Origin of the sequence: Gracilibacillus phocaeensis, assembly GCF_900626275.1 — a bacterium.
GTDB classification, from domain to species: domain Bacteria; phylum Bacillota; class Bacilli; order Bacillales; family Amphibacillaceae; genus Gracilibacillus; species Gracilibacillus timonensis.
Genome location: NZ_LR131145.1, coordinates 1,182,105 through 1,196,504, shown reverse-complemented (window position 1 = coordinate 1,196,504; position 14,400 = coordinate 1,182,105). Strand labels below are relative to the sequence as shown.

Below are 14,400 nucleotides of genomic sequence, written 5' to 3'. Positions count from 1 at the left end.
CAGCCATCGTTAACCGTGCTAAAGTATAGTAGGTGTGTAAACCCATATAAAAATGGTGCGGAAAGCTTGTGAAACAGCAGCAAGTTGTGGATTGTGTTATAATAGCACTTGTAATCCATCCCTATTTCTTAGTTGGACAAGCGAAATTATATCACCACCCTTTTTACATGCACGATAATGAAGAGGTGTCATTAATGGGGAATAAAGTAGCACTTGCATGCGAGGTTTGTCAAAGCAGAAATTATAGTACAGATAAGAACCTGTCGGATGCAAGTAGAATGGAAATAAGGAAGTTTTGTAAACATTGCAACCGACATACCACCCATCGTGAAACGAAATGATGTGGCGGTAGTATGAGACAGTTTGGAGGTACTATCTGTGAAACCAATTACTTTTTTGAAAAACGTTAGCCGTGAAATGAAGAAGGTTTCATGGCCAAAAGGGCGTGAACTCACTCGTTATACAATAACCGTAGTAGCTACAGTTGCTTTTGTAACGGTGTTTTTCGCCATCGTGGACTTGGGAATCACCCAACTTCTTAATATGTTATTTGAATAATTGGCCATTATATATGTTATACTAATATTAAATACGTTGAATGATGAACCCGTTAGGCGGGTTTTTTCGTTGTAAGCACAGAAAGTAAATAATCCTTGGTATAATAGGACTTTTTTTCTTTTGATGATATAAGTTGAATGAAATCATTTCTCGTTGATATCTGATAGATGCTACCTTTCAGCAGAGTTGAAAGGCGTGTGATTGGCCATTCACACGAATGGATCAAACGAGGTATTATCAGGAAATCATGCGAGCAAAGACTTGCTTGTCACGCGTTTTTGTTATATTTATACGTTCAACTTATATAGTAATAAAGGGACGGATGGGGTTTGCTTGGTTTTTCTTAATAGGTAAAAATCTATTATAATCATCACTTTGATAGGGTTGTAAAGTGATATTAGTGTCCGATAAACTGACATGCAGATCGAACTTTAACACAATCTATTGACGCTATATATCAAACAATAATAAACCGCGTATAAAATATTATTCAGAAAAGGGAGGGAAGGGCGTACGTCGGCCGAATTGAACATGGAAAAAAGATGGTATGTCGTACATACTTATTCAGGTTATGAGAATAAAGTAAAGACGAACTTAGAGAAACGACTGGAATCAATGGGCATGGAGGATAAGATCTTTCGCGTGCTGGTTCCTGAAGATGAAGAAACCGAAATTAAGAACGGTAAAAAGAAGGTAGCCAAAAAGAAGGTGTTTCCAGGCTATGTGTTAGCTGAAATGGTAATGACAGACGATTCATGGTATGTTGTTCGGAACACACCTGGTGTTACAGGTTTCGTTGGTTCTGCTGGGTCGGGATCAAAGCCGACGCCATTACTGGAAGAAGAAGTAGAAACCATTTTAAAACGAATGGGCTATGACGAACAGCCAGCAGCCGAGGTTGATTTCGAATTAAAGGAAACCATCGAAGTAATCGACGGGCCATTTAATGGTTTCTCCGGAAAAATCGAGAAAATTGATATCGATAAACAGAAGGTTAAGGTGTTTGTGGACATGTTTGGCAGGGAAACTCCGGTGGAATTGGATTTTTCTCAAGTTAAAAAATTATCCTAAACAGAACCTTCAAAAAGTCTTTCAAAAAGGACGCAGCAAATTTCTGCGTTGCAACAGGATGTCTCTGGTTTTAGCTTGCGGCCTTATTATCGAACTTATTGTACAGGCGCTAAAAGTGACATTCTGTAAAAATATAAGAAATCCACTTGCATTTTGGGCTAGATAATGCTAAAATTTTTATGTTCTTTATGCCTCGAGTAAAAGATTGATTGATGCATATGAGTGGGAGGGTAAATATGTTGCCCTATTACCACATCACGGACTTAAGGAGGTGTGTCTCGTGGCTAAAAAAGTAGATTCAGTTGTAAAACTTCAGATCCCGGCAGGTAAAGCGAATCCAGCACCGCCAGTTGGTCCTGCTTTAGGTCAAGCAGGTATTAACATCATGGGATTTTGTAAAGAGTTTAATGCACAAACACAAGATCAAGCTGGTATGATTATTCCAGTAGAAATTACGGTATATGAAGACCGTTCATATACATTCATTACTAAAACACCGCCAGCAGCGGTATTGCTTAAGAAAGCAGCAGGTATTGAATCGGGTTCAGGTGAACCGAATCGTAACAAAGTAGCAACACTTAAACAAGATCAGGTGAAAGAAATTGCCGAATTAAAAATGCCTGACTTAAATGCTGCTGATGTAGAAGCTGCCATGCGTATGGTAGAAGGTACTGCTCGCAGTATGGGGATTGTCATCGAAGACTAATCTCGCTGCGTTGTGCCAAAGCGAAAGGTTGCGGTAGTGATGGGGGAGTATAAGCATCACCTGCAACCTTTCATTTTGAGAGAAATGTTCCGCTCGAATGAAGTGGGAGGTATAACCGTTAAAACCACAAAGGAGGAAATGTAATCATGGCAAAGAAAACCAAAAAGCAACAAGAAGCATTGAAGCTTGTTGATCGTACAAAAGCTTATGGTGTTGAAGAAGCACTTGAGTTAGTGCAAAAGGCTTCAACAGCTAATTTTGATGAAACAGTAGAAGCTGCTTTTCGTTTAGGGGTAGATCCTAAGAAAGCAGATCAACAGATTCGCGGGGCGATGGTATTACCGCACGGAACTGGTAAGTCACAAACCGTACTAGTATTTGCAAAAGGCGATAAAGTAAAAGAAGCAGAAGCAGCCGGAGCTGACTATGTTGGAGACCAAGACTTAATCAACAAAATCAATCAAGGTTGGTTTGAATTTGATGTAGTAGTGGCGACTCCTGACATGATGGCAGAAGTAGGTAAACTTGGGCGTGTGCTAGGACCAAAAGGCCTTATGCCAAACCCTAAAACAGGAACCGTAACGTTCGAAGTAGAAAAGGCTGTTCAAGAAATTAAAGCTGGTAAAGTAGAATACCGTGTAGATAAACAGTCCAATATTCACGTGCCAATCGGTAAGGTATCATTTGATCATACGAAGCTTGTAGAGAATTTCAATGCTTTAGCAGATACAATGATCAAAGTAAAACCTCAGGCTTCTAAAGGTACCTATGTCCGTAACACAGTGGTTTCATCTACTATGGGACCTGGAGTGCGTGTAGACTCTTCCGAATTTGTTAAATAATTATCCTTGACTTTCACTTGAAAGTTAGGTATAATTCACAAGGTCAAGTTGACTGAAATTAATATTGAATTGAATACATTATACCGTAGACAGCAGGTGTCAGATATGGCTTAATTTCCTGCCGAGGTGTGTCTGGATATATAGCAGAGACCCTTTTTCTTTAGAAGGTCGATCTGTTTCAATATCAGCCCTCATGTCTTCCTGGATTTGAGGGCTTTTATTTGGATGGATGGGGTATAATGATCGCTTTTTAGGAGGTGGAATCATGTCAAAGATAATCGAACAAAAGCAACAAGTCGTTTCTGAAATTGCAGACAAATTTCGTGCCAGTCAATCGACTATCCTTGTAGATTATCGTGGTCTTGACGTAGCAGAAGTAACCGAATTACGTGCTCAACTACGTGAAGCAGGTGTAGATTACAAGGTGTACAAAAACACGATGACTCGTCGTGCAGTGGAAGAAGTGGAGCTTACGGAATTAAATGATATTCTAGTTGGTCCAACGGCTATCGCATTTAGTACAGATGATGTTGTAGCTCCTGCAAAAGTGTTAAGTAATTTTGCAAAAGAGCACGAGGCATTGGAAATCAAAGGTGGCGTGGTAGAAGGGTCTATCGCAACGCTTGAGCAGATTAATGAACTTGGTAACCTTCCAAACTACGAAGGTATGCTTTCTATGTTGCTCAGCGTATTACAAGCGCCAGTGCGAAACTTTGCTTATGCAACGAAGGCAATTGCGGAGCAAAAAGAAGAACAAGGTGCATAATTTTTATCTGAAAGTAAGATGTTCGTCATAATTATATAATGAAATTAGGAGGAAATGAACATGTCAAAAGATCAAATCATTGAAGCAATTAAAGAAATGTCCGTTCTTGAATTGAATGACTTAGTTAAAGCAATCGAAGAAGAATTTGGAGTAACTGCAGCAGCTCCTGTAGCAGCAGCTGGTGGAGCAGCAGGCGGCGAAGCAGAGGCAGAACAAACAGAATTTGACGTAGTACTTGAAAGTGCTGGCGCGTCTAAAATCAAAGTAGTTAAAGCAGTTCGTGAAATCACTGGTCTTGGCCTTAAAGATGCGAAAGAGCTTGTAGATAACGCACCAGGCGCTATCAAAGAAGGGGCAGACAAAGAAGAAGCAGAAGAATTGAAAGCTAAGCTCGAAGAAGTTGGAGCTACTGTAGAATTAAAATAGGTACATGAAAGCATAAAGCTCGCTATGATACATGGCGGGCTTTTGTTAACTAAAAACAAGGGCTCTGCTCCTTTTTATAATGAGACAAAGTGGGTGATCAGTGGTGGATCAGTATTTTTCCAATAATCCAGCGGTGAAGAGTGATCCAAAATCATGGGCTTACGATTTGAGAGGACATACGTTTACGTTTATGACAGACAATGGTGTTTTTTCCAAACATGAAGTGGATTTCGGTTCCAAAGTACTGATTGAACAATTTCGTATTCCAGGAATCGAGGGCCCGCTCTTAGATTTGGGATGTGGTTATGGCCCGATTGCAATAGCCTTAGGTTTTGCCTATCCAGAGCATACGGTGATAGGTGTTGATGTGAATCGACGTGCGTTGATGTTGGCTGAACAGAATGCAGAGCATAATCACATCGATAACGTTTCTTTTAAAGAAAGTGATATGTTGGAAGGACTTGCAGGTCAATCGTTTGCCGCCATCATAACCAATCCACCTATTCGAGCAGGTAAGGCCGTTGTGCACCAAATGTTTGAACAAGCGGAAACGGCGCTATTGTCTGGCGGAGAATTATGGGTAGTGATTCAAAAGAAACAAGGGGCGCCCTCGGCACAAAAGAAATTGAGTGATTTGTTCGATACAGTTGAACTGATCAAGAAGACGAAGGGGTATTTTATTATACGAGCCCGAAAATAGTCAACCGCCAATCGTTCCACCTATATTTTTAAAAAATGCCATTCATGTGCAAAAAGATTTGACTCTGATTGGCGTTTGTGATAGTATTGAAAAATGCCAATAGAACGGAAGGCATGTCAAGAGAAAAATCGAAATAATGTATAATTTTTCAGGAAATAGGCAATCCTGCTTATGGTGACGATTTTTAACTTGACAGCTTTATTGTTACTATCACAGGCTATTAGCTAATAGAATTTGTCTACGTAACTTTTTTTGAATCCTTTATTAATTTTTCCACAGTACTATTAGTAATTGCATAACATTTGCATTTGCAAATGTCTATATAAAGGCTTGTGTCCTATAAGTTCACAGGTTTGTTCGGTGTGAGTTAACCGAACGAGTATCGAACACTTACTAAATTTATACGATCTATAGCAAATTGTCAATGTCTTATTCTATAGTGGAGTTAGTATAAAGAGTAAGTGTGCTTTCATTTGTGCTATTTTCATAGCAACTATCTTTAATTTTGATTGAGGGGTGAATCAGTTGACAGGTCAACTAGTTCAATACGGACGACACCGCCAACGCAGAAGCTATGCGCGTATCAGTGAGGTATTAGAGTTACCAAATTTAATTGAGATTCAAACCGCATCCTATCAATGGTTCTTAGATGAAGGGTTAAGAGAAATGTTCCAGGATATTTCTCCGATCGAGGATTTCGCTGGCAATTTGTCATTAGAATTTGTCGATTACAGCCTTGGAGAACCAAAATATCCCGTTGATGAATCAAAAGAAAGGGATGTAACATATAACGCTCCTCTTCGTGTCAAGGTTCGTTTATTAAATAACGAAACAGGTGAAGTGAAAGAACAAGAAGTATTTATGGGTGATTTCCCGTTAATGACCGAGACAGGTACATTTATTATTAACGGGGCAGAGCGCGTCATTGTATCACAGCTTGTTCGTTCACCTAGTGTGTATTTTAATGAGAAGATTGACAAAAATGGAAAGCGCGGCTATGGAGCCACTGTTATTCCTAATCGTGGTGCATGGCTGGAGTTTGAGACGGACGCTAAGGACGTCGTACATGTAAGGATAGATCGTACCAGGAAATTGCCAATCACAGTGTTGTTAAGGGCATTAGGCTTCGGTGATGATCAAGAGATTATCGATTTATTAGGGGAAAATGAATACCTAAGAAATACACTGGAGAAAGACAATACGGAAACAAGTGAAAAGGCATTGTTAGAAATTTATGAGCGCCTCCGCCCCGGAGAGCCGCCAACGGTTGAAAATGCTAAGAGTTTATTGGTGTCAAGATTCTTTGATCCAAAGAGATACGATCTTGCCCATGTAGGCCGTTATAAAATCAATAAAAAATTACATTTAAAAAATCGTCTGTTTAATCAGATCCTGGCAGAACCATTAGTAGACCCCGAGACTGGGGAGGTCATTGCCAACCGTGGTGATCAATTAGATAGACGCTTATTGGATAAAATTTTACCAATTCTTGATTCAGATGAAAATCGTTTTGGTGAAAAAGTTTTAGAACCTCATGAAGGTGTGGTAGACGAACCGATCAATGTGCAGTCGATTAAAATTATGGATCCAACCGATCCGGAAGGTGAGCGCACACTCACGGTTTTAGGAAACTGTAACGTAGATAGCGGGATCAAGAATATTACACAAGCAGATATCCTTTCTGCTATTAGTTATTTCTTTAACATCCTGCACCAAGTGGGCGATACAGATGACATTGACCATTTAGGAAACCGTCGTTTACGTTCCGTTGGGGAATTGCTGCAAAATCAATTCCGTATTGGTTTATCTCGTATGGAACGTGTGGTACGCGAAAGAATGTCTATTCAAGATACTTCTTCCATTACACCACAGCAGTTGATCAATATTCGACCAGTGATTGCTTCCATTAAGGAGTTCTTTGGCAGCTCACAGCTATCACAATTTATGGATCAAACCAACCCGTTAGCAGAGCTGACACATAAGAGACGTTTGTCAGCATTAGGTCCAGGTGGTTTGACAAGAGAACGTGCAGGCTTTGAAGTGCGTGATGTTCACTATTCCCACTATGGCCGTATGTGTCCAATTGAAACACCTGAGGGTCCAAACATTGGTTTAATTAACTCGTTATCTTCTTACGCGAAGGTGAACAAGTTTGGTTTTATTGAAACACCATATCGCCGGGTAGACCCTGAAACAGGAAAGGTTACTGCTCAAATGGATTACCTAACGGCAGACGAGGAAGACAATTACGTAGTAGCACAAGCGAACGCCAAATTAGGTGAGGACAGCACGTTTGTCAATGATGAAGTTATTGCCAGATTCCGTGGGGAAAACACCATTGTGAAGCGTGAGAAAATTGATTATATGGACGTTTCGCCGAAGCAGGTTGTTTCCGCTGCGACCGCGTGTATTCCATTCTTAGAGAATGATGACTCTAACCGTGCCTTGATGGGTGCGAACATGCAGCGTCAAGCAGTGCCGTTAATGCGCCCGAAGTCACCGATAGTTGGTACGGGGATGGAGTATGTATCTGGAAAAGACTCTGGTGCTGCCGTGATCTGCAAACATGAAGGTGTAGTAGAACGGGTAGAGGCCAAAGAGGTCCATGTCCGTCGGATTACAGAAATAGATGGAAGAGAAGTAGAAGGCGACTTAGATCGTTATCGCCTGCAGAAATTCATCCGTTCCAACCAGGGAACATGCTATAACCAACGCCCGATCGTTGCAAAAGGCAATCGAGTAGTGAAAGGTGAAATTCTAGCAGATGGACCATCCATGGAACAAGGTGAATTAGCGCTTGGTCAAAATGTATTAGTCGGTTTTATGACCTGGGAAGGTTATAACTACGAAGATGCGATTATCATGAGTGAGCGTTTAGTAAAAGATGACGTATATACCTCCATTCATATTGAAGAATATGAATCAGAGGCTCGTGACACAAAACTCGGTCCGGAAGAAATCACCAGAGATATTCCAAACGTTGGAGAAGACGCCTTGCGCGACCTTGATGAACGTGGAATCATTCGTGTTGGTGCGGAAGTAACAGACGGAGATCTGCTGGTTGGTAAAGTAACACCTAAAGGGATGACGGAATTATCGGCAGAAGAACGTCTATTACATGCCATCTTTGGTGAAAAAGCACGAGAAGTGCGAGACACCTCGCTTCGAGTACCACATGGGGCAGGCGGGATTGTGTTAGACGTAAAAATATTCAATCGCGCAGATGGCGACGAGTTACCACCAGGTGTAAACCAACTCGTTCGTGCCTATATTGTACAAAAACGTAAGATTCATGAAGGGGATAAGATGGCTGGTCGTCACGGTAACAAAGGGGTTATCTCTAAAATTTTACCAGAAGAAGATATGCCATTCTTGCCAGACGGCACTCCAATTGATATTATGCTTAACCCATTAGGGGTACCATCTCGTATGAACATCGGACAAGTGCTGGAGCTTCATCTTGGTATGGCAGCTAGACAACTTGGTATTCATGTCGCTTCACCAGTATTTGATGGCGCCAGTGAAGAAGACGTCTGGGAGACACTTGAAGAGGCTGGGCTTCCAAGAGACGCCAAAACGATTTTGTATGATGGTCGAACAGGAGAACCATTTGATAACCGTGTGTCGGTCGGTGTGATGTATATGATCAAACTTGCCCACATGGTAGATGATAAATTGCATGCCCGTTCAACCGGTCCATATTCCTTAGTAACGCAACAGCCGCTGGGAGGTAAAGCCCAGTTTGGTGGACAGCGTTTTGGTGAGATGGAAGTGTGGGCACTAGAAGCATATGGTGCTGCTTATACCTTGCAAGAAATCTTAACCGTGAAATCAGATGATACGGTTGGCCGTGTCAAAACCTATGAATCGATCGTAAAAGGTGATAATGTACCAGAGCCAGGTATCCCTGAGTCATTCAAGGTATTGATTAAGGAATTACAAAGTCTCGGTATGGATGTAAAAATGCTGTCTGGTGACGAGGAAGAAATTGAACTTCGTGACGATGAGGACGATGATACACAGTCAGCAGATAATTTCAACTTAGAAATAGAAGAAACGCCAAGTTAATCGTAGCTTTGTAACCAGTGAGCAGATGTCATTCACACCCAGTCTACTTTTCAAAAGGACTGGGTGCGAGTGGCTTATTGCATAAATTATAATGAAACGGCTTGTCAAGCTTCTATGAAAATAAAGTAAATAATATCGGATCATTCGAAACATAACCCAAAGACGAAAAGGGAGGTTTACCCTTTGCTAGATGTAAATAATTTTGAATATATGAAAATCGGATTGGCCTCACCAAATAAAATCCGTTCTTGGTCATTTGGTGAAGTGAAAAAGCCTGAGACAATCAATTATCGTACGCTGAAACCAGAAAAAGATGGTTTATTCTGCGAGCGTATTTTTGGTCCACAAAAGGACTGGGAATGTCATTGTGGTAAATACAAACGAGTGAGATATAAAGGTGTCGTTTGTGACCGTTGCGGGGTAGAAGTTACCAAGGCAAAAGTACGCCGTGAACGCATGGGGCATATTGAATTGGCAGCGCCTGTATCACATATTTGGTATTTCAAGGGGATACCAAGCCGAATGGGTCTTGTGCTGGATATGTCACCACGTGCCTTAGAAGAGGTTATCTACTTTGCCGCTTATATCGTCACTGATCCTGGTGATACGGCGCTGGAGAAAAAACAACTGTTGTCTGAGAAAGAATATCGCGCCTATTATGAAAAGTACGGCAACTCGTTTAAAGCACAAATGGGTGCAGAAGCAATCAAGAAAATCTTACAAGATATTGATCTTGAAAAAGAAGTTGGGTTGTTGCGTGAAGAGTTAAAATCTGCTCAAGGACAACGCAGAACAAGAGCGATCAAACGTTTAGAAGTATTAGAAGCATTTCGTAATTCAGGCAACGAACCTAACTGGATGATTATGGATGTGCTCCCGATTATCCCGCCAGAATTAAGACCAATGGTTCAGCTAGACGGTGGACGCTTTGCAACATCTGACTTGAATGACTTATATCGTCGGGTAATCAACCGTAATAACCGTCTGAAACGATTGCTTGATTTAGGTGCTCCAAGCATTATTGTACAGAATGAAAAACGAATGCTCCAGGAAGCAGTCGATGCTCTGATCGATAATGGTCGTCGCGGTCGTCCGGTAACAGGGCCAGGGAACCGTCCATTAAAATCATTATCTCATATGTTAAAAGGGAAACAAGGTCGTTTCCGTCAAAACCTATTAGGTAAACGTGTGGATTATTCCGGTCGTTCGGTTATCGTTGTTGGACCACATTTGAAGATGTATCAATGCGGTCTGCCAAAAGAAATGGCAGTGGAATTATTCAAGCCGTTCATTATGAAAGAATTAGTAGAACGTGGCTTGGCTCACAATATAAAATCAGCAAAACGTAAGATAGAGAGGCTACGTGAAGAAATCTGGGATGTGCTAGAAGATGTTATTAAAGAACATCCCGTTTTACTAAACCGTGCACCAACCTTACACCGTTTAGGTATTCAAGCCTTTGAACCTACCTTGGTAGAAGGGCGTGCCATTCGTCTGCACCCACTTGTATGTACAGCATATAACGCCGACTTTGATGGTGACCAGATGGCGGTTCACGTACCATTGTCAGCCGAAGCACAGGCAGAGGCTCGTATTTTAATGCTTGCTGCGCAAAACATCCTTAATCCAAAAGATGGTAAACCAGTTGTTACACCTTCGCAGGATATGGTATTAGGTAACTATTATCTAACGATGGAACGGGAAGATGCCATTGGAGAAGGAATGATTTTCAAAGATTTAAACGAGGCGATCACCGCCTACAGAAACGGTTATGTACACCTTCATACTCGTGTAGCGATTCAACCGTCTGCACTAAATAAGGAGTCATTTACCGAAGAACAAAACAGCCGTCTAATGATTACAACGGTTGGGAAATTGATTTTTAATGATATGCTGCCAGAGTCATTCCCTTACATGAATGAACCGACACAGCAAAATTTAGAAGTGGCAACACCAGAGAAGTATTTTGTAGAGCCTGGTGCAAACGTGCCGGAAGAAATCGCAAGCCGAGAGTTATTACCACCATTTAAGAAGGGTATTCTTGGTGATATCATTGCAGAAGTATTTAAGAAGTTTAAAATCAGCGAAACTTCTAAAATGCTAGACCGCATGAAGGACTTAGGCTTTGCGTATTCGACGAAGGCAGGTATCACAGTAGGTGTATCTGACATCGTGGTACTATCTGAAAAAGAAACTATTTTGACGGAGGCACAAGAGAAAGTAGATAAGGTATTACAGCAATTCCGTCGTGGTTTGATTACAGATGAAGAACGTTATGATCGTGTTATTTCGATTTGGTCACAATCGAAAGATACGATTCAGGATAAACTAATGCAATCCTTGAATCCACGTAACCCAATCTTTATGATGAGTGATTCTGGTGCTCGTGGTAATGCGTCTAACTTTACGCAACTAGCAGGTATGCGTGGTTTAATGGCCAACCCGGCAGGTCGAATTATCGAATTACCGATCAAATCCAGCTTCCGTGAAGGTCTAACGGTACTAGAGTACTTTATTTCAACGCACGGTGCTCGTAAGGGTCTTGCCGATACCGCATTGAAAACAGCCGACTCTGGTTATCTAACACGTCGTCTGGTAGATGTGGCACAAGATGTTATTATTCGCGAGGATGACTGTGGTACGGATCGAGGTTTAACTGTATCTGCTATTACAGAAGGTACAGAAATGATTGAACCATTAGTGGATCGTTTAATTGGAAGAACAGCATTCCAAAACGTGACACATCCAGAAACAGGTGACATTATTGTCCATAAAAATGAAGTTATTTCAGAAGATGCAGCCAAAGCCATTGATGACGCTGGTATTCAAGAAGTAACCATTCGCTCTGTGTTTACTTGTAACACGAAACACGGCGCATGTAAGAAGTGCTATGGCCGTAACTTGGCAACTGGTGAAGAAGTTGAAGTTGGTGAGGCAGTTGGTATTATTGCCGCCCAGTCTATTGGTGAGCCAGGTACACAGTTAACCATGCGTACGTTCCACACTGGTGGGGTTGCAGGAAGTGATATCACTCAAGGTTTACCGCGTATCCAGGAGATTTTCGAGGCGCGTAATCCAAAAGGTCAAGCCGTCATAACAGAAATAGAAGGTGTCGTAAAAGACATTACCGAAGTGAAGGACAAACAAGAAGTCATGGTTCAAGGTCCGGTAGAAACAAAAACGTATACGGCGCCATATGGGGCAAGGCTGAAGGTTGCTATTGGTGATGAAGTAGTGGCAGGTGAACCACTAACAGAAGGTTCCATTGATCCAAAAGAGCTGTTAAAGGTTCAGGGTATCGATGGTGTTCAAATTTACTTGTTGAAAGAAGTGCAGAAGGTATACCGTATGCAAGGGGTGGAAATTGGCGACAAGCACGTCGAGGTAATGGTAAGACAAATGCTTCGTAAAGTGCGGATTGCTGATTCTGGAGATACAGAGGTATTACCTGGTTCCTTGCTTGAAATCCATCAGTTCAACGAGGCGAATAAACAGTCGCTTCTAACTGGCGGACAGCCAGCAGTTGGACGTCCGGTATTACTTGGTATTACCAAAGCCTCCCTTGAGACTGATTCGTTCTTGTCGGCTGCTTCCTTCCAAGAAACTACAAGGGTGTTAACCGACGCAGCAATAAAAGGAAAACGTGATGAACTATTGGGTCTTAAGGAAAACGTGATTATTGGTAAGTTGGTTCCGGCTGGTACTGGAATGCAACGCTATCGACGTATTCAAGAAAAATTGGCTGTCGACCCTGCTGCAGCAGAAGAAACAGACGCTGAAGAAGAAATCACCCAGTCTTAATGATTAGGAAGATTGCCTTTACAGGTAATCTTCCTCTACCATGGTTTGTTAGAAATACAAGGCATAAAGAAACACTTTAAATATTCTTTAATTTCACAAATAAAAGTTGACATTCATTTTTTGTGATGGTAGTATATTTAAGGTGCTTCTGTTATCCTTGTTACTTTGGAGGATATGAGAATGTCTTATGAAAAAGTGGCACAAGCAGATAATGGAACGATCATTGGAACCAAACAAGTGCTTAAAGCCATTAAAAATGGTCATGCAAGAGAAGTGATTATTGCTAGTGATGCAGATCTGCATATCACCAGCAAAGTATCACAGGCTGCAGCTGAACATCAAGTTCCGTGTAACTATGTCGATTCGATGACCCAGCTTGGTAAATCATGTGGAATTGATGTAGGAGCAGCGACAGTAGCGATCAAACAATAAAGTTTTGGCAATTTCTTTTGCGAAGACTTTGTTTTTTGCTCTATTATGAACCACCTGGATGTGTGGTATTACATTTTTGCTAGAGAAAGGAGGAAAACACATGCCAACTATTAATCAGTTAGTACGTAAAGGACGAGTATCCAGATCAAAAAAATCTGACTCCCCTGCATTAAACAGAGGATATAACAGTCATCGAAAAATTGCTACGGATCAAAATGCACCGCACAAACGTGGTGTTTGTACTCGTGTAGGTACACTAACTCCAAAGAAACCAAACTCTGCATTACGTAAATATGCACGTGTTCGTTTGTCCAACCAAATCGAGGTAACAGCTTATATTCCTGGAATTGGTCACAACTTACAGGAACACAGTGTTGTATTAATCCGCGGTGGTCGTGTGAAAGACTTACCAGGTGTACGTTATCATATTGTTCGTGGAGCGCTCGATACTTCTGGTGTAGAAGGACGTATGCAAGGCCGCTCTAAATATGGTGCGAAAAAACCTAAAAAATAATTTTTTCTTATAATAATATAACAGGAAGGAGGGGGAGATATGCCACGTAAAGGACCAGTACCAAAGCGTGATGTCTTACCAGATCCGTTACACAATTCAAAACTTGTTACACGTTTAATCAATCAGATTATGGTTGATGGAAAAAGAGGTAAGGCACAAAAAATTCTTTATAGTGCATTTGAACTTGTGCAAGAACGCAGTGGGCAAAATGCAATGGAAGTATTTGAGCAAGCGATGAAAAACGTCATGCCAGTACTAGAAGTTCGTGCTCGCCGTGTAGGTGGTTCTAACTACCAAGTACCAGTTGAGGTGCGCCCGGAACGTCGTCAAGCATTAGGTCTTCGTTACATTGTTAACTATTCTCGTCTACGCGGTGAGAAAACAATGGAAGAACGCCTTGCTAATGAAATATTAGACGCTTCGAATAACACAGGAGCTTCTGTGAAACGTCGCGAAGATATGCACAAAATGGCGGAAGCGAACAAAGCTTTTGCACACTATCGTTGGTAAGAAAAC

At 41.4% G+C, this 14,400-nt stretch carries 13 protein-coding genes and 1 other annotated feature; all 13 genes read left to right on the top strand.

The features are described 5' to 3' along the window. Window positions 1-194 precede the first annotated feature (194 nt). The 13 genes from rpmG (at window position 195) to rpsG (ending at window position 14,394) form a co-directional block, all read left to right on the top strand. Window positions 195-341, top strand: coding sequence for a 50S ribosomal protein L33 (gene rpmG / locus E0E32_RS21810; protein WP_130860932.1), 147 nt, complete (start codon window positions 195-197; stop codon window positions 339-341). A gap of 37 nt (window positions 342-378) precedes the next feature. After that, on the top strand, window positions 379-558 hold the full coding sequence (gene secE, locus E0E32_RS21805) for a preprotein translocase subunit SecE (protein ID WP_078059978.1): 180 nt from the start codon (window positions 379-381) through the stop codon (window positions 556-558). A gap of 531 nt (window positions 559-1,089) precedes the next feature. Then, window positions 1,090-1,629, top strand: a complete 540-nt coding sequence (nusG, locus tag E0E32_RS21800) for a transcription termination/antitermination protein NusG (protein WP_066189165.1) — start codon at window positions 1,090-1,092, stop codon at window positions 1,627-1,629. Between the two features lie 280 nt (window positions 1,630-1,909). Then, the gene (gene rplK / locus E0E32_RS21795) at window positions 1,910-2,335 is read left to right on the top strand and encodes a 50S ribosomal protein L11 (protein WP_066189169.1); all 426 of its coding nucleotides are present in this window, start codon (window positions 1,910-1,912) and stop codon (window positions 2,333-2,335) included. A gap of 146 nt (window positions 2,336-2,481) precedes the next feature. Further along, complete coding sequence (rplA, locus tag E0E32_RS21790; RefSeq protein WP_066189171.1) at window positions 2,482-3,177, top strand: 50S ribosomal protein L1; 696 nt, start codon at window positions 2,482-2,484, stop codon at window positions 3,175-3,177. A gap of 65 nt (window positions 3,178-3,242) precedes the next feature. After that, window positions 3,243-3,406: a sequence feature (ribosomal protein L10 leader region), on the top strand. A gap of 36 nt (window positions 3,407-3,442) precedes the next feature. Further along, window positions 3,443-3,943, top strand: coding sequence for a 50S ribosomal protein L10 (gene rplJ, locus E0E32_RS21785; protein ID WP_066189172.1), 501 nt, complete (start codon window positions 3,443-3,445; stop codon window positions 3,941-3,943). A 60-nt stretch (window positions 3,944-4,003) separates the two neighbouring features. Then, window positions 4,004-4,369, top strand: a complete 366-nt coding sequence (gene rplL / locus E0E32_RS21780; RefSeq protein WP_066189174.1) for a 50S ribosomal protein L7/L12 — start codon at window positions 4,004-4,006, stop codon at window positions 4,367-4,369. Window positions 4,370-4,469: 100 nt separating this feature from the next. Continuing rightward, a complete protein-coding gene (locus tag E0E32_RS21775; RefSeq protein ID WP_066189177.1) occupies window positions 4,470-5,069 on the top strand; it encodes a class I SAM-dependent methyltransferase in 600 nt (199 codons plus the stop codon). 525 nt (window positions 5,070-5,594) lie between these two features. Continuing rightward, window positions 5,595-9,137, top strand: a complete 3,543-nt coding sequence (gene rpoB, locus E0E32_RS21770; protein WP_066189180.1) for a DNA-directed RNA polymerase subunit beta — start codon at window positions 5,595-5,597, stop codon at window positions 9,135-9,137. Window positions 9,138-9,320: 183 nt separating this feature from the next. Next, the gene (gene rpoC, locus E0E32_RS21765) at window positions 9,321-12,938 is read left to right on the top strand and encodes a DNA-directed RNA polymerase subunit beta' (RefSeq protein WP_130860882.1); all 3,618 of its coding nucleotides are present in this window, start codon (window positions 9,321-9,323) and stop codon (window positions 12,936-12,938) included. 180 nt (window positions 12,939-13,118) lie between these two features. Further along, window positions 13,119-13,370, top strand: coding sequence for a 50S ribosomal protein L7ae-like protein (locus E0E32_RS21760; RefSeq protein WP_066189186.1), 252 nt, complete (start codon window positions 13,119-13,121; stop codon window positions 13,368-13,370). Window positions 13,371-13,470: 100 nt separating this feature from the next. After that, window positions 13,471-13,884, top strand: a complete 414-nt coding sequence (gene rpsL / locus E0E32_RS21755; protein ID WP_066189189.1) for a 30S ribosomal protein S12 — start codon at window positions 13,471-13,473, stop codon at window positions 13,882-13,884. 39 nt (window positions 13,885-13,923) lie between these two features. After that, window positions 13,924-14,394: a 30S ribosomal protein S7 gene (gene rpsG / locus E0E32_RS21750; RefSeq protein WP_066189192.1), complete on the top strand. Its 471-nt coding sequence runs from the start codon at window positions 13,924-13,926 to the stop codon at window positions 14,392-14,394. The last annotated feature ends 6 nt before the right edge of the window (window positions 14,395-14,400 follow it).